Here is a 14,792-nt window from a genome sequence, read left to right on the forward strand (position 1 = left end):
CTGCCGCCGGGCGGCTTCAGACGCGCTCGTCCGAGCGCAGCAACCGCCACTGCCCCGCCGGCAGCCCGGCCAGGGCCAGCGGGCCGATGCGGATGCGCCGCATGGCCTGGATCTGCAGGCCGGCGCGCGCGCACGCGGCTTCGACCTGTCCCGGCTGCAACCCCTTGACCGCGAAGCGCAGCCCCGTGCCGTCTGCCGCCTGGCGGCTGATGCTCACGCGGGTCGACTGCAGGCGCTTCAGGCCGGCCAGCACGGCCGGGGCGACGTCGCCGGCCACGTCTACCATCAGCTCGTGCTCGATGAAGGCGGCGTCCTCGCGTAGCTTTCGCTCCACGCGCCATTCCTGCGTGTAGATCATCAGTCCGCTGGCGGCTGCGTCCAGCGGGGTGAAGGTGCGCTGTCCGACCAACTGGCGGCGCAGCGAGGCGGCCCGGCGCGGGTCGTCGGACGGGGCGAACTGGTTGGCCGGCACCAGCAGGGCGGCGGCATCCTCGCCGCGCAGGCCGGCCGGCTTGTGCAGCAGCAAGGTGATCGGCGCAACCGCCACCGGACGGGCGCCCGGCTCGATGCCGACCTCCTGCGCCGGCAGCACCCGTGCTTGCGGCAGCAGCGTGACGGTGCCGTCCACGCGCACCGCGCCGCCCTCGATCAGCAGCTCGGCTTCGCGGCGGGAGCAGCCCGCCAGGGCCGCCACGCGCTTGGCGAGGCGCACCCCCTGCGGGTCGTCGGTGGTCATAAGGTGGAGAGGGCGGAGGGCAGGGCGCCGGGGCGCGAGGCCAGGTCGCGGATGCGCTCGACGTGCGCTGCCAGCGAGCGCGCCGCCACCGGCCACAGCTGCTGCGGCACGTCGTCGTAGGCGATGGCCAGCCAGTCGTCCAGGCTGCCGGCCGGCATCTTGCGCATGGCACGCGCGATCTTCGACTCGCGCTGCAGTCGGTGCGACTTCAGGCGCCCGATGGCGCCGCGCGCGTCGCCGAGCACGTGGCCGTGCGCCGGCAGGATGAACTCGATGCCGCCGTCGCTGCAGGCTTCGTCGAGCGCGTCGAGCGAGTCGAGGTACTCGGTCATGTTGCCGTCGGGCGGGTCGACGACGGTGGTGCTGCCGTTGAGGATGTGGTCGCCCGAGAAGAGCAGGCCATCCTCCTCGAGGACCAGGCACAGGTGGTTGGCCGCGTGCCCCGGCGTATGGATCACGCGCAGCGTGTGCCTGATCGCTTCGCCGGAATCGGGGTCGATGCCGTCGAGCACCAGCCTTTCGCCGTCGGCCAGCGCGCGCTCGGGGGTGAACCGGGCTTGCGGCCGCGCCGTGGGCGCGGAGGGCAGTCCCAGGATCGGCGGCTTGTGCGGGCACAGCGCCTGCAGCGGCTGCGCGCCGGGCGAATGGTCGGCATGCGAGTGGGTGCACACGATCATCCGGATGTCGCCATGGGTGGCGCGCCACAGGCGGCCCACGTGCTCGAAATCCGCCGGCCCCGGGTCGATGACGATGTAGCCGGTGCGGCGGTCGCCCACCACGTAGCTGTTGGTGCCCGGGCCGGTCATGACGGACGCATTCGGGGCGGTGAGCCGTTGCACGTTCCTGAGCAGCGGCACCGGCTCGGCGTATTGCCAGTCGAGCGCGTGCAGCAGCTGGCCGTCCGGACACACCAGCGCCAGCTCGCCGAAAGGCGCCTCGTGCTCCATGAAGCGCACTTCCTCGCCGCCTTGCCGGCCGCCGCGCGGGCAGCTCGTCCACAAGGGCTTTTCCTGGGCGCAGACCTTGAGCACGGACTCCACGTCGGAAAACACGGTGAGCCGCTTGAGCGTGCGCACCGTCGGGAAGATCATGAAGAAACGGCCCTTGGCGTGCCGCGCCAGGGCATCGGCCGGCCGCACCCAGATCGGCTCGAACTGCTCGCCGTCGTCCGCCACGGGGACCTGGTCGGCCGGCATGCGTGCCACCAGGAAGGGAACGTCGAAGCGCCGGGGCAGGTCGCGGTCGGTGATCCAGTGCGCCAGCGTGTAGACCTGGTCGGTCGACAGCCGCAAGCCGCGGGCGGCGCACTGCTCGAAGAAGGAGAAGGCGTTTTCGCCGGTGCGATCCATGGCGGCCACTTCGGCCGCGGTGACCGGGCTGCCGCCTTCGGCCCCGTGGGCCAGCAGCACGCCGAGTTCCTCGAAGGTCTCGCGCACCGCCGCGATGGCCTGGATCAGCTGCACCCTGCTCTGGGTGCGGCGGCGGGTCGCGATGGCGCGGCCTTGCAGGTCGGCATCGTCGATGGCCCCGCCGGGGAAGACGTATGCGCCCGGGGCGAAGCTCGCCTGTTCCGAGCGGCGCGTCATCAGCACCTCGAGGCCGTCCGGCCCGTCGCGCAGCAGCAGCACGGTTGCGGCCGGGCGCGTCGGTGCCGGCTCGCGATGAGGATGCAGCTGTTGGGAGGGGCGAACCATGAGTGGATTATCGGGCGGGCTTTTATACCCGTGAAAGCCGCCCGATTGGGGGCCGGCCGCGTCGGCGTCGCAATTCACCAACGCCTTGGCTTCGCACCCGGCATGCGAAGGCCGGAGCAGCCGGCGCGCCGCCGCGCGTCAGCGCGGGCTGTCGACCAGCACCATCCAGCTGACGCCGAACTTGTCGGCCACCATGCCGAAGCGCTCGGAAAAGAAGGTCTGGGTCATCGGCATCTGCACCTGTCCGCCTTCGGACAGCGCTGCGAAGAGTTGCTCGGCCCGGGACACGTCCGGCGCCGAAAGGGCGAACGACACGCCCTGGAACTGCGGCTTGCCGGTGCACATGCCGTCGGAGGCGAGCAGCCGGGTCGTGCCGACGCTGAACTCGCAGTGCATCACTTTCTCCGGATCGATGTCGCCCGGGGCGCAGCCTTCGGGGCTCGGCTTGCCGGCGTCCGGGTTGTCCTTGAAGCGCATGAGCATCTTCACCTCGGCGCCGAGCGTCTTCTTGTAGAAGGCGAGCGCTTCATCCGTGCGGCCATCGAACATGAGGTAGGGCTGAACTTGCATGTGGATCACTCCTTCGGGGGTTGGTTACGGTATTTGTGTACACCGTCCACAAACGATAGCCGATAAAATGGACGCTGTCCACATCCAGATGAAGAATGAAGGCCAGATGAAGAATCCCGCCACCCGCATGCCGCCACCCGCGCGCGAGACCTACCGCCACGGCGACCTGCGGCGCGCGCTGCTCGACGCCGGCATTGCGCTGGCCAGCGAAGGCGGGCCCGAGGCCGTCGTGCTGCGCGAGGCCACCCGGCGCGCCGGCGTCGCGCCCAATGCCGCCTACCGTCATTTCGAGAGCCGGCAGGCGCTGCTCGAGGCGGTGCGCAAGGCCGGACTGGCGGCGGTGGCGCGCGCCATGGAGGCGCAATTGACGGCGCTGCGCCCGGGGCGGGACGCGGCGGCGCATGCGCGCAACTGCCTGCGCGCGGTGGGGCGTGGCTACATGCGCTTCGCTCGCGAGCACACCGGGCTGTTCCGGGCCGCGTTCGCGCCGCCGGAGCCGGTGGAGGAAGTCGACGCCGACCCGGCCAAGGCGGGCGACAGCGGGCTCAATCCGTTCCAGTTGCTCGGAGCGGCGCTCGACCAGATGCTGCAGGCGGGCCTGCTGCCGCCGGAGCGCCGGCCCGGCGCCGAGTTCCTGGCCTGGTCGGCAGTGCACGGGCTGGCGCTGCTGCAGGTCGAGGGGCCCTTGCGCGACATGCCGGCGGCGCGCGCCGACGCGTTGGGCGAGCGGCTGCTGGACATGGTCGAGAAGGGCTTGTGACGTCGGCCCGCGGGCGGGCGGCAGGGCGCGCGGATAATCGCGCTCCATGCGAGTGCACTTCACCAAGATGCAGGGCGCCGGCAACGATTTCGTCGTGCTGGACGAAACTGCCGGCAACCTCGGCCTGTCGCCGCAACAGTACCGGTTCCTGGCCGATCGGCACTTCGGCGTGGGTGCCGACCAGATCCTGAGCGTGCGCCCATCGCCGGCCCCCGGCATCGACTTCCAGTACGTGATCCACAACGCCGACGGCGGCGAAGTGGAGCAATGCGGCAATGGCGCGCGCTGCTTCATGCGCTTCGTGCACGAGCGCGGCCTGACCACGCGCGACACGGTGCGGGTGCAGACGCTGTCCGGCGTGATTGAGCCGCGCCTGAATACCGACGGCCGGGTGACCGTCGACATGGGCCCGCCGGTCTTCGAGACGGCCCGCGTGCCGTTCGACGCCGAAGGCCTGCGTCCGGTGGCGCGCGGCCAGTGGGAGCAGTGGCACCTGGTGCTGGGCTCGCGCGCCGACGGCGACGTGGTGTCGGTGGCCGTGCTTTCCATGGGCAATCCGCATGCGGTGCAAGTCGTCGAGAACGTCGACACCGCGCCGGTCGAGCGCCAGGGCCCGCTGATCGAGCACCACCCGCGCTTCCCGCAGCGAGTGAATGCCGGCTTCATGCAGGTGGTCGACCGCGGTCGCATCCGCCTGCGCGTGTATGAACGCGGGGCCGGCGAGACGCTGGCCTGCGGTACCGGCGCCTGCGCCGCGGTCGTCGCCGGCATCCGCCTGGGCCTGCTGGATGCGCGCGTCGACGTCGAAACCCGCGGCGGGCTGCTGACCATCGAATGGGGCGGGCCCGGACAACCGGTCCTGATGACCGGCCCCGCCGTCACCGTCTTCGCAGGCGAGATCGAACTGCCATGAGCCCTACTTCCACTTCCCACCCGATGAATCCGATCACCGAAGACGACATTGCCAACTACCTGGCCAACACGCCCGACTTCTTCGAGCGCCACGCCCAGCTGCTGGCCCAGGTGCAGCTGACGAGCCCGCACGGCAACCGCGCCGTCAGCCTGCAGGAGCGCCAGGCGGAGATGCTGCGCGAGAAGATCAAGGCGCTCGAGCACCGGCTGATGGACATGGTGCGCCACGGCACCGAGAACGTCGTCACCGCCGACCGCCTGCAACGCTGGACGCGCGGACTGCTGACCACGCGCGACGCCCGCGGGCTGCCCTGGCAGATCGCGGCCGACCTGCAGACGCTGTTCATGATTCCGCAGGCCGCCATCAAGGTCTGGGACGTGCACGCCGACTACGCCGGCGAGGGCTACACGCAAGGCGTGATCGAGGACGTGCGCGCGCTCGCCACCTCGCTGACCACGCCCTACTGCGGCGCCAATGCCGGCTTCGACGCGGTCAACTGGCTGGGCGACGCGCGCGCCGCGGTCTCGGTGGCGATGATCCCGCTGCGTCCCGAACCGGACGCGCCGGCCTTCGGTTTGCTGATCCTGGCTTCGCCCGATTCGCAGCGCTTCCATCCCGACATGGGCACCGACTTCCTCGAGCGCATCGCCGACCTGGCCTCGGCGGCGCTGTCGCGCCTGCGCCCCTGAGGCAGCGTCCGTGAAGCTGCGCGGCAAGGCCCGTCGACGGATGGCGATCGCCGCCGTCGGCGCCTGCGCGCTGCCGGTGGTCGGGCTCATGCTTCTGCTCGCGCGCGAGCAGGCCCTGGCGCTGGCACAGGCGCCGGCGCGCCCGGCCCAGTTCGCCCTGGTGCTTGGCAACCGCGCCTACATCGACGGGCAGCCCAATCCCTGCCTGACCAGCCGGGTCGATCGCGCGCTGGTGCTGGCGCACGCCGGGCTGGCCGGCGGCCTGCTGATGTCGGGCGGCATGGACGACGAGGACGGCCGCATCGAGGCCGAGGTGATGGCCGCGCATGCGCGCGCCGCGGGGTTCGGCGGCACGGTACTGCTCGAGCGCAACTCGCGCTCGACCCGCGAGAACCTGCTGCTGTCGCTGCCCGTGTTGCGCACCAACGGCGCGCGCAGCGTCATCATCGTCACGGACGCGCGGCACCTGTGGCGGGTTCGCCTGCTGGCGCGTGCCAGCGGCTTCGACAGCGCGCTCGACGTGCAGTACGCCGCCTCGCGCACGGACTGCAGCAATTCGGCCCTGCGCCAATGGCGCGCCGCATTGCGCGAGCCGCTGGCGATCATCAACAATGCCTTCCATGGCTACCTCTAGCGCCGCCCGGGCGGCCGGTGCACCGGCGCCCGCGCCACCGGACGCCTCCTGGATCGAGCGCTACCTCGAATACGTGCGCGTCGAGCGGCGGCTCGCGCCGCGCACGCTCGAGTTGTACGCGACGCACCTGGCCACGTTGTCCGAGCGAGCCGGCGCGTCGAACCTGGCCCTGGCCAGGGTCGACGTCGCGCACATCCGCCGCTGGATGGCGCAGATGCACGGCGCCGGGCGCGAGCCACGCGGTATCGCGCTGGTGCTGTCGTGCTGGCGCAGCTTCTATCGATGGCTGGGCCAACAGGGGGCGGTGCCGGCCAATCCGGTCCAGGACGTGCATGCGCCCAAGGCGGGCCGGCCACTGCCGAAAGCGCTGTCGGTGGACGACGCCGTGCAGCTGGCCGACCTGCGGCGCGACGAAGCCGACCCGTGGACCGAGGCGCGCGACCGTGCCGTGGTCGAACTGCTCTATGGCTGCGGACTGCGCGTGGGCGAGCTGGTCGGCCTCGACCTGCACGCCGGCAAGGACGCCCGCGGCTGGCTCGACCTGGACGGCGCCGAGGCCCACGTGCTGGGCAAGGGCGACAAGCGCCGATCGGTGCCGATCGGCCGCAAGGCCATGGAGGCGCTGCGGGCCTGGTGCGCGCTGCGCGAGATCTGCCCCGCATGGCCGGCGGCGCTCGCGCGCGACCCGGCCGGCGCTGCCGCGCTCTTCATCGGCCAGCGCGGCATCCGCCTGACGCCGCAGGCCGTCTGGGGCCTGCTGCGTCGGCGCAGTCTTCAAGCCGGACTGTCGGCGCCAGTGCATCCGCACATGCTGCGGCACTCTTTTGCCAGCCACGTGCTCCAGTCGAGCGGCGACCTGCGCGCCGTGCAGGAACTGCTGGGCCACGCCAACATCGGCACGACGCAGATCTATACGCGACTGGATTTCCAGCACCTGGCGCGGGCCTACGATGCGGCCCATCCGCGTGCGCAGCTGCGCGGCGACGACGGCGCCCGGCCGACGCCTGCGCCATCCGATTCCCCCGCATCCCATCCGGCGGCGCCCGTTCGCGCCGCCAAGGCCAAACCATGAAGACATTGCGCCTGCGTCCGGGCAAGGAGCGTTCGCTGCAGCGGCGCCATCCGTGGATATTCGAATCCGCCATCGCCAAGGGCGGCGCCGATCCTGGCGAGCTGGTGCGGGTGCAGGCCGACGACGGCCGGTTCCTGGCCTGGGCGGCGTTCAGCCCCGCCTCCAAGATCCGCGCCCGGGTCTGGAGCTTCGACGAGAACGAGCGCATCGACGCCCAGTTCTTCCGCCGCCGGGTCGCGCGAGCGGTGCAGGCGCGCGCGTTGTTCGACATCCGCAGCGACGGCCTGCGGCTGGTGCACGGCGAGGCCGATGGCCTGCCGGGGCTGATCGTCGACCGCTACGGCGACCTGCTCGTCGGCCAGTTCCTCTCGTCTGGTGCCGAACACTGGAAGAGCGCGCTGGTCGAGGCGCTGCTGGCGGAAACCGGCCTGTCGCATTTCTACGAGCGCTCCGATGCCAGCGGGCGCGAGCGCGAGGGCCTCGCGCCGGTCACCGGCTGGCTGGCAGGCGGCAAGGGGCAGCCGACCGAGCGCACCATCACCGAGCACGACTGGCGCCTGACGCTGGACGTGGCCACCGGGCACAAGACCGGCTTCTATCTCGACCAGCGCGACAGCCGCCAGCGCTTTGCCGAACTGGCGCGCCACCGGCGCTTCCGGCGCGTGCTCAACTGTTACTGCTACACCGGCGGGTTCACGGTGGCGGCGCTGGCTGGGCTGCAGGCGGCCGGCGCTCTGGCGGGGGCGGAACTGACGTCGGTGGATTCCTCGCTGCCGGCGCTCGAGCGCGCCCGCGCCCACGTGGCGCTGAACGGCTTCGAGGCGGCCGACTGCCGCTACCTGGACGCCGACGTCAATGCCACGCTGCGCCGCTTCATCGACGAGGGCCGGGTGTTCGACGCCATCGTGCTGGATCCCCCCAAGTTCGCGCCGACCGTGGCGCACGCCGAACGCGCCGCGCGCGCCTACAAGGACATCAACCGCCTGGCGTTCAAGCTGCTGGCCCCGGGCGGGGCGTTGCTGACCTTTTCCTGCTCGGGTGGCATCGGCGCCGAGCTGTTCCACAAGATCGTGGCCTCGGCCGGCATCGACGCCGGGGTGGACGGCTACATCAGCGAGCGCCTGGGCGGCGCGCCGGACCATCCCATGACAATCGAGTTCCCCGAGGGCGAATACCTCAAGGGACTGGTCGTCATCCGCAAGTAAGGGCAGGCCGGCAGGCGCGCCATGGGCCCGGACGGGCAGGGCCTTGACGTGCTGGCTAAACTTTGGGGTTTCCCCCTGGTTCGGAGCATTCCATGGCCCTCATCCCCGCCACCATCCTCACCGGCTTCCTCGGCTCGGGCAAGACGACCCTGCTCAAGCGGGTGCTCGGCGAGACGCACGGCCAGAAAATCGCCGTCATCGAGAACGAATTCGGCGAAGAGAACATCGACAGCGACATCCTGGTGACCGAATCCAAGGAGCAGATCGTGCAGATGAGCAACGGCTGCATCTGCTGCACCATCCGCGAGGACCTGCGCGAGACGCTGCAACTGCTGGCCGCCAAGAAGCGCAAGGGGCTGCTCGATTTCGACCGCGTGGTGATCGAGACCACCGGGCTGGCCGACCCCGGCCCCGTGGCGCAGACCTTCTTCATGGACGACGAGATCGCCGAGACCTACCTGCTCGACTCGATCCTGACGCTGGTGGACGCCAAGCATGCTGCGCAGCAGCTCAATGACCGCCAGGAGGCGCGCCGCCAGGTGGGCTTTGCCGACCAGATCTTCATCAGCAAGACCGACCTGGTCGCGGAGGGCGAGACCGAGGCACTGATGCACCGGCTCAAGCACATGAACCCGCGCGCGCCGCAGCACAAGGTGCACTTCGGCGAGGTGCCCATCGCCGACGTGTTCGACCTGCGCGGCTTCAACCTCAACGCCAAGCTGGACATCGACCCGGACTTCCTCAAGGAAGACGATCACGAGCACCACCACCACGATCACGACCATGAGCACGGCGAGCACTGCGACCACCCGTCGCATGCGCACGAAGGCCATGGCCACCACCACCACGTGGACGACGATGTCAAGAGCTTCGTCTACAAGGCCGACCGGCCGTTCGACCCGGCGCGCCTCGAGGATTTCCTGGGCGCGATCGTCAATATCTACGGCCCGCGGATGCTGCGCTACAAGGGCGTGCTGCACATGCAGGGCACCGAGCGCAAGGTGATCTTCCAGGGTGTGCACCAGCTCATGGGCAGCGACCTCGGTCCCCAGTGGGCCGAGGGCGAGCCGCGCCAGAGCCGCATGGTGTTCATCGGCATCGACCTGCCGCGCGACATCCTGGAGCAGGGCCTGGAGCAGTGCCTGGTCTGACGCCTGGTTCTGGAATCCGGGACGACGGCTGACCACCTGCCCGGCCGCCGCGGCGGGGCCGGTTTCAGTTGTCTATACAATCGCGCCCCTGTTCGGGGGCCATGCACCGCCATATATGGCGCGATGTGTGACTTCCGGCATAGAAGAAGACGCGTGTGCTTGTTGCATTCGGGGGTATAACCCCACGCTTGCCACTGGCGGTTTTTCCGCTTCGCGACGGTACGGTCGGCCCTTTCGGGACTGCCGCACGGCGCCGGGCGGAGGCTGGTGGAAAGCGCGTCATATGCCCATGGCATGAAGGAGCTGTCACCTTGAGCAAAGTAGCCGCCAAGGCCAAGCCTGCCGCCAAACCGGAAGTCGCCAAGACGTCGTCCGGCCGCCGGGCCGCGTCTGCCGCGCCCGCCTCCATGCCCCCACCGGCGGCCCCCGCCGCCAAGCCGAGCCCCTCACAGAACATGTCCTCAGTCCTCGCCTCCGCCCCCGTGACCAAGAAAGATCCCAAGCTCGCCAACGCCTGGAAGACCAAGACCGCCGAGGAACTCACCGACGAAGAAGTCATCGCGATGCCCGAGTCGGAATACATGAACGACAAGCAGATGGCGTTCTTCCGCCTGAAGCTGGTCGGCCTCAAGCGCGGCATCCTCGACAACGCCGGCGAAACCACCGAACACCTGCGCGAAGACACCGTGGTCGTGCCCGATCCGGCCGACCGGGCCACCATCGAGGAAGAGCATGCGCTGGAACTGCGCACGCGCGACCGCGAACGCAAGCTGCTCAAGAAGATCGAGCAGTCGATTGCCCGGATTGACGCCGGCGACTACGGCTATTGCGACGAGACCGGCGAGCCGATCGGCGTCGGCCGCCTGCTGGCCCGCCCGACCGCGACGCTCTCGCTGGAGGCGCAGCAGCGCCGCGAGCTCAAGCAGAAGATGTTCGGCGACTGAGGTCGTCGCTCCCCGGCTCACTCAGGCACTTCACTTCACTTCGGTTCGGCGCATCCGCATGGGCAAGGAAGACTCCGGGCGATTGTTGGCCAAGGTCGCCAAGTTCGTGCGCAATCCGCTCAAGGACTGGTCCGAGCTGGACGCCAACGATGCCGCTGCCGCAGAGGGCGGCTACAGCCGCGAGATGCTCAAGGAGATGATCGAGCGGCGCCAGCGCAACGACTTCGTGCGCCGGCGCGAGTTCGACATGCTGCGCAAGCTGCGCCAGCGCGAGGCGGCGGGCGCCAGCGCCGAAGGCGTGGCGGCGGTGTCCTCCTCGTTCGACGGAGGCGCTACCGGCAAGACGGAAGGCCGGGCGCTGACGCTCAAGAAGATCGACGAGATCGAAGAGCAGATGTCGCAGCAATGGTGGAAGGGCCGCCCGCCCGACGGCGCGGCACCTGCCACCGGCGCTGAACCGGCCGCATCGGACGAGCCGGCTGCCGTCGCCGGGCCGGCCGGGCAGGGCCCGGACCAACGTGCACGTGCCTATGCGGACACCGTGCCCGGCGTGGCGCCGCCGGGAGACGGCCAGGCGCGGACGCAGCCGTCCGAAGCCGGCATGTCCGCCCGGCCTGCCGAAGCCGCCGAGCCCGTCGGTGCGCCGCCCGTCGGCCTCGAGGACGCCGCCATCCGCTTCGCGCAGGGCGACGACGCCGGCGCCGAGGCCGTGCTCCTGCAGATGACGAGCGCCGACAGCCCCGAGGCCGACGACCCGGAAGTCTGGCGCACGCTGTTCGATTTCTACCGGGCCACCGGGGACGCCGAAAAATTCAGCGCTACCAGCACCCGCTATGCGCAGCGGCTGCGGCGACCCGGCCCGGAATGGGTGTCGCTGCGCCAGCTGGCGCACGACGCGCAGGCGCGGCGCGCCGAGACCGCGCCTGTGCAGCCGATGCCGCCCGCGGCCGGCCGCGTGGCCGACTGGACCAGTCCGGCGCGCCTGACGCGCGAGAGCCTGGCCGAGCTCACCCGCTCGCTGGCGCTGGCCGGCCCGGTCTGGACGATGGACTGGCGCGCCCTGACCGGCATCGAGCCGGACGCCGCGCCGCCGCTGCGTGCGCTGTTCAATCATTGGGCGGAATCGCCGGTGCAGCTGCGGTTCCAGGGCACTGCGCGACTGCTGGAGGTCCTGGCGCAGGCGACGCCCATCGCCAACCGCAACATCGACGTCGTGTGGTGGCAGCTGCGCCTGGCGGTGCTGCGGTGCGTGCACGAGAGCGACCAGTACGAGCTCACCGCGCTCAACTACTGCATCACCTACGAGGTCTCGCCGCCGCCCTGGGCGGATCCGCGCGGCACCTTCGCCGCGGCAGCCGCGCCCGAGGGCGCGCCCCTGTCGGCATCGGTGTCGCCCGGAGGCCCCGCGCTGGTCGGTACCCTGGCCGGCGACTGCCAGGCCGAGCTGCGGCGACTCGAATCCGACCTGGCCGGCGCGCATGCTCCGGCGGTGGCCTGCGGTGCGCTGGTGCGGCTGGACCTGGAGGCGGCGCGCACGCTGATCGACTGGGTTGCCCGGCAGGAGGCGCTTGGCCGGCGCGTCGAGTTCGTCGACGCGCATCGGCTGGTGGCGATCTTCTTCCAGGTCGTCGGTATCACCGACCACGCTGGCGTGTCTGCGCGCGGCAAATAGGTATCAGGGCGAAAGCGCCCTTGAATTCCGGCCAGGCTAGCCCCAAATTGCTCCGATGGAGCAATTTCACGGAACCACAATTGTCAGCGTGCGCCGCAAGACGGCCGCCGGAGACCAGGTCGCCATCGGCGGCGACGGTCAGGTCACGCTGGGCAACGTCGTCATCAAGGGCTCGGCCCGCAAGGTGCGCCGTCTGTACGGCGGCAAGGTGCTGGCGGGCTTTGCCGGCGCCACCGCCGACGCATTCACGCTGTTCGAGCGATTCGAGGCCAAGCTCGAGAAGCACCAGGGACAACTGGCGCGTGCCGCCATCGAACTCACCAAGGACTGGCGCACCGACCGCGTCCTGCGCCGGCTCGAGGCGATGCTTGCGGTGGCCGACGCCCACACCTCGCTGATCATCACCGGCAACGGCGACGTTCTCGAGCCCGAGCAGGGCATCGTCGCGATCGGTTCTGGCGGCGTGTACGCGCAGTCGGCCGCCAAGGCGCTGCTGGAGAACACCGAGCTCACCGCCGAAGAGATCGTGCGCAAGTCGCTGGCCATTGCCGGCGAGCTGTGCATCTATACCAACATGACCCACACCATCGAAACGCTCTGACCCATGACGATGACCCCGCAGGAGATCGTCTCCGAACTCGACAACCACATCGTCGGCCAGGTCGACGCCAAGCGCGCGGTGGCGATCGCGCTGCGCAACCGCTGGCGGCGCCAGCAGGTCGATGAAAAGCTGCGCGCCGAGATCACGCCGAAGAACATCCTGATGATCGGCCCCACCGGCGTGGGCAAGACCGAGATCGCCCGCCGCTTGGCGCGCCTGGCCGATGCGCCTTTCATGAAAGTGGAGGCAACCAAGTTCACCGAGGTGGGCTACGTCGGCAAGGACGTCGACGCGATCATCCGCGACCTGGCCGAAGTGGCCGTCAAGCAGACGCGCGAGGCCGAGGCGGCCAAGGTGCGCATGCGTGCCGAGGACGCGGCGGAAGAGCGCATTCTCGACGTCCTGCTGCCGCCGGCGCGCCTGCCCGACAGCACGGGCGCGGCCGAAGGCGACAGCGGCGGCGGCAATGCCACCCGCCAGGCCTTTCGCAAGAAGTTGCGCGAGCACCAGCTCGACGACAAGGAAATCGAGATCGACCTGGCCGAGGCGCGGCAACCCCTCGAAATCATGGGGCCGGCCGGCATGGAGGAGATGGCCGAGCAGTTGCGCGGCATGTTCGGCCAGATCGGGCAGGCCAAGCGCAAGACCCGAAGGATCAAGATCGGCGAAGCCATGGGGCTGCTGATCGACGAGGAAGCGACCAAGCTGCTCAACGAGGACGAGATCCGCAGCCAGGCCATCGCCAATGCCGAGCAGAACGGCATCGTCTTCATCGACGAGATCGACAAGGTGGCGGTGCGCAGCGAAGGCCAGGGGACCGACGTGTCGCGCCAGGGTGTGCAGCGCGACCTGCTGCCGCTGGTGGAGGGAACGGCCGTCAGCACCAAGTACGGTGTCGTGCGGACAGACCACATCCTTTTCGTGGCGAGCGGTGCCTTCCACCTGGCCAAGCCGAGCGATCTGATTCCCGAACTGCAGGGGCGCTTCCCGATCCGGGTGGAGCTGCAATCGCTGTCGGTGGCCGACTTCGAGTCCATCCTGACCGCCACGCGCGCATCGCTGGTCAAGCAATACCAGGCGCTGCTGGCGACCGAGGGCGTGACGCTGGAGTTCACGCCCGACGGCATCACGCGCCTGGCCACCATTGCCTACGAGGTGAACGAGCGCACCGAGAACATTGGCGCGCGCCGGCTGTCGACCGTGATGGAGCGCCTGCTGGACGACGTGAGCTTCGAGGCCACGCGCTTCGCGGGCCAGACGCTGCGCATCGACGCCGCCTACGTCGACGATCGTCTCAAGGTCCTCAGCCACGACGAGGACCTGTCGCGCTACATCCTCTAGCAGCCGGACTTGCCGGGCCTTTCTGCCACGCGGCGCCTTCGGGCGCCGCGCGTCTTTTTCGCGTGCGGTTTTGCGCGGACCGCTACCTTGTCTGTGCGGGGGGCTGTGCGCCTTTTGTGACCAAGGTACCGAGGCGTTTTTTCACAAAGAACATTCACTGCCCTCTGTAAGTGCTTAGCGACAAAGGGGATTTCTGTACTCCCCGTCTGCAGTTGTCACGCTAAGTCGTTGATTCCATTACAAAAAATACCGTTCGCCGGCCATTGCGCGGTAGGTGTTTCCTGCTACAGTGGAAAAAAGTGCATTTAAGTGGGAAAAAGTGTCGGCGTATGCCTCGTGATGGTGTATTCCGGCTTCAACAAGGTTCTTCAGGTCGTGTTTCAGGGCGCTTCATCGCTGAGTCTGGATGCCAAGGGGCGGCTGTCCGTGCCGACCCGGCATCGTGACGTGCTGAGCGCGACCGCGGGCGGCCAACTCACCGTCACGCGCCATCCGCACGGCTGCCTGATGATTTTCCCGCGTCCGGCATGGGAGCAGTTCCGTGAGCGCATCGCGGCCATGCCGCTCAAGGACCAGTGGCTCAAGCGCCTGTTCCTGGGCAATGCCATGGACGTGGAGTTGGATTCGACGGGGCGTATCCTGATTTCGCCCGAGTTGCGCGCCGCCACCAATATCTCGCGCGAGACGCTGCTGCTCGGCATGGGCAGCCACTTCGAGCTGTGGGACAAGGCCACGCACGACGCCAAGGAAGCCGAGGCCATCGCGGCCGGGCTGGCGTCCGAGGCCTTGCAGGACCTTGCTTTCTGACCG

General features: G+C 69.6%; 15 protein-coding genes. 12 read left to right on the plus strand and 3 right to left on the minus strand.

Annotation, left to right across the window (positions count from 1 at the left end):
• Positions 1 to 16: 16 nt before the first annotated feature.
• From VES41_RS02400 to VES41_RS02410, 3 genes are all read right to left on the minus strand, one after another.
• On the minus strand, positions 17 to 736 hold the full coding sequence (locus VES41_RS02400; protein WP_324812514.1) for an RNA pseudouridine synthase: 720 nt from the start codon (positions 734 to 736) through the stop codon (positions 17 to 19).
• Positions 733 to 2,430, minus strand: a complete 1,698-nt coding sequence (locus VES41_RS02405; protein WP_324812519.1) for an MBL fold metallo-hydrolase — start codon at positions 2,428 to 2,430, stop codon at positions 733 to 735. The genes VES41_RS02400 and VES41_RS02405 overlap by 4 nt, the downstream gene beginning before the upstream one ends.
• A 138-nt stretch (positions 2,431 to 2,568) precedes the next feature.
• Positions 2,569 to 3,000, minus strand: coding sequence for a VOC family protein (locus VES41_RS02410; RefSeq protein ID WP_324812521.1), 432 nt, complete (start codon positions 2,998 to 3,000; stop codon positions 2,569 to 2,571).
• A gap of 127 nt (positions 3,001 to 3,127) precedes the next feature.
• Between VES41_RS02410 and VES41_RS02415 the strand changes: the two genes are divergently transcribed.
• The 12 genes from VES41_RS02415 (at position 3,128) to mraZ (ending at position 14,789) form a co-directional block, all read left to right on the plus strand.
• The gene (locus tag VES41_RS02415) at positions 3,128 to 3,760 is read left to right on the plus strand and encodes a TetR/AcrR family transcriptional regulator (protein WP_414719011.1); all 633 of its coding nucleotides are present in this window, start codon (positions 3,128 to 3,130) and stop codon (positions 3,758 to 3,760) included.
• 46 nt (positions 3,761 to 3,806) lie between these two features.
• Positions 3,807 to 4,673: a diaminopimelate epimerase gene (gene dapF / locus VES41_RS02420; protein WP_324812524.1), complete on the plus strand. Its 867-nt coding sequence runs from the start codon at positions 3,807 to 3,809 to the stop codon at positions 4,671 to 4,673.
• A 23-nt stretch (positions 4,674 to 4,696) separates the two neighbouring features.
• Positions 4,697 to 5,362, plus strand: coding sequence for a DUF484 family protein (locus tag VES41_RS02425; protein WP_324812527.1), 666 nt, complete (start codon positions 4,697 to 4,699; stop codon positions 5,360 to 5,362).
• A gap of 40 nt (positions 5,363 to 5,402) precedes the next feature.
• Positions 5,403 to 5,996, plus strand: a complete 594-nt coding sequence (locus VES41_RS02430) for a YdcF family protein (RefSeq protein ID WP_324812530.1) — start codon at positions 5,403 to 5,405, stop codon at positions 5,994 to 5,996.
• Positions 5,983 to 7,068: a tyrosine-type recombinase/integrase gene (locus VES41_RS02435; protein WP_324812533.1), complete on the plus strand. Its 1,086-nt coding sequence runs from the start codon at positions 5,983 to 5,985 to the stop codon at positions 7,066 to 7,068. Before VES41_RS02430 ends, VES41_RS02435 begins: the two co-directional genes overlap by 14 nt.
• Positions 7,065 to 8,273 carry a class I SAM-dependent rRNA methyltransferase gene (locus tag VES41_RS02440; protein WP_324812536.1) on the plus strand — a complete coding sequence of 403 codons (1,209 nt, stop codon included), beginning with the start codon at positions 7,065 to 7,067 and terminating at the stop codon, positions 8,271 to 8,273. Before VES41_RS02435 ends, VES41_RS02440 begins: the two co-directional genes overlap by 4 nt.
• A 92-nt stretch (positions 8,274 to 8,365) precedes the next feature.
• The gene (locus VES41_RS02445) at positions 8,366 to 9,424 is read left to right on the plus strand and encodes a GTP-binding protein (RefSeq protein ID WP_324812538.1); all 1,059 of its coding nucleotides are present in this window, start codon (positions 8,366 to 8,368) and stop codon (positions 9,422 to 9,424) included.
• 281 nt (positions 9,425 to 9,705) lie between these two features.
• Positions 9,706 to 10,368: an RNA polymerase-binding protein DksA gene (gene dksA / locus VES41_RS02450; protein WP_414719012.1), complete on the plus strand. Its 663-nt coding sequence runs from the start codon at positions 9,706 to 9,708 to the stop codon at positions 10,366 to 10,368.
• A gap of 58 nt (positions 10,369 to 10,426) precedes the next feature.
• A complete protein-coding gene (locus VES41_RS02455) occupies positions 10,427 to 12,040 on the plus strand; it encodes a hypothetical protein (RefSeq protein WP_324812544.1) in 1,614 nt (537 codons plus the stop codon).
• 55 nt (positions 12,041 to 12,095) lie between these two features.
• Positions 12,096 to 12,641, plus strand: coding sequence for an ATP-dependent protease subunit HslV (gene hslV, locus VES41_RS02460; RefSeq protein ID WP_324812546.1), 546 nt, complete (start codon positions 12,096 to 12,098; stop codon positions 12,639 to 12,641).
• A gap of 3 nt (positions 12,642 to 12,644) precedes the next feature.
• Positions 12,645 to 13,982: an ATP-dependent protease ATPase subunit HslU gene (hslU, locus tag VES41_RS02465; RefSeq protein ID WP_324812548.1), complete on the plus strand. Its 1,338-nt coding sequence runs from the start codon at positions 12,645 to 12,647 to the stop codon at positions 13,980 to 13,982.
• 375 nt (positions 13,983 to 14,357) lie between these two features.
• Entirely contained in the window at positions 14,358 to 14,789 is a 432-nt protein-coding gene (mraZ, locus tag VES41_RS02470; protein WP_324813086.1) for a division/cell wall cluster transcriptional repressor MraZ, read from the plus strand.
• The last annotated feature ends 3 nt before the right edge of the window (positions 14,790 to 14,792 follow it).

Source organism: Variovorax sp., assembly GCF_035634955.1.
Taxonomy (GTDB): domain Bacteria; phylum Pseudomonadota; class Gammaproteobacteria; order Burkholderiales; family Burkholderiaceae_C; genus Variovorax.

What these genes read in the sequence shown, in the direction of transcription:
- VES41_RS02400 (WP_324812514.1), bottom strand. Translation starts at nt 736, where the DNA reads ATGACCACCGACGACCCGCAGGGGGTGCGCCTCGCCAAGCGCGTGGCG.
- VES41_RS02405 (WP_324812519.1), bottom strand. Translation starts at nt 2,430, where the DNA reads ATGGTTCGCCCCTCCCAACAGCTGCATCCTCATCGCGAGCCGGCACCG.
- VES41_RS02410 (WP_324812521.1), bottom strand. Translation starts at nt 3,000, where the DNA reads ATGCAAGTTCAGCCCTACCTCATGTTCGATGGCCGCACGGATGAAGCG.
- VES41_RS02415 (WP_414719011.1), top strand. Translation starts at nt 3,128, where the DNA reads ATGCCGCCACCCGCGCGCGAGACCTACCGCCACGGCGACCTGCGGCGC.
- dapF (WP_324812524.1), top strand. Translation starts at nt 3,807, where the DNA reads ATGCGAGTGCACTTCACCAAGATGCAGGGCGCCGGCAACGATTTCGTC.
- VES41_RS02425 (WP_324812527.1), top strand. Translation starts at nt 4,697, where the DNA reads ATGAATCCGATCACCGAAGACGACATTGCCAACTACCTGGCCAACACG.
- VES41_RS02430 (WP_324812530.1), top strand. Translation starts at nt 5,403, where the DNA reads ATGGCGATCGCCGCCGTCGGCGCCTGCGCGCTGCCGGTGGTCGGGCTC.
- VES41_RS02435 (WP_324812533.1), top strand. Translation starts at nt 5,983, where the DNA reads ATGGCTACCTCTAGCGCCGCCCGGGCGGCCGGTGCACCGGCGCCCGCG.
- VES41_RS02440 (WP_324812536.1), top strand. Translation starts at nt 7,065, where the DNA reads ATGAAGACATTGCGCCTGCGTCCGGGCAAGGAGCGTTCGCTGCAGCGG.
- VES41_RS02445 (WP_324812538.1), top strand. Translation starts at nt 8,366, where the DNA reads ATGGCCCTCATCCCCGCCACCATCCTCACCGGCTTCCTCGGCTCGGGC.
- VES41_RS02455 (WP_324812544.1), top strand. Translation starts at nt 10,427, where the DNA reads ATGGGCAAGGAAGACTCCGGGCGATTGTTGGCCAAGGTCGCCAAGTTC.
- hslV (WP_324812546.1), top strand. Translation starts at nt 12,096, where the DNA reads ATGGAGCAATTTCACGGAACCACAATTGTCAGCGTGCGCCGCAAGACG.
- hslU (WP_324812548.1), top strand. Translation starts at nt 12,645, where the DNA reads ATGACGATGACCCCGCAGGAGATCGTCTCCGAACTCGACAACCACATC.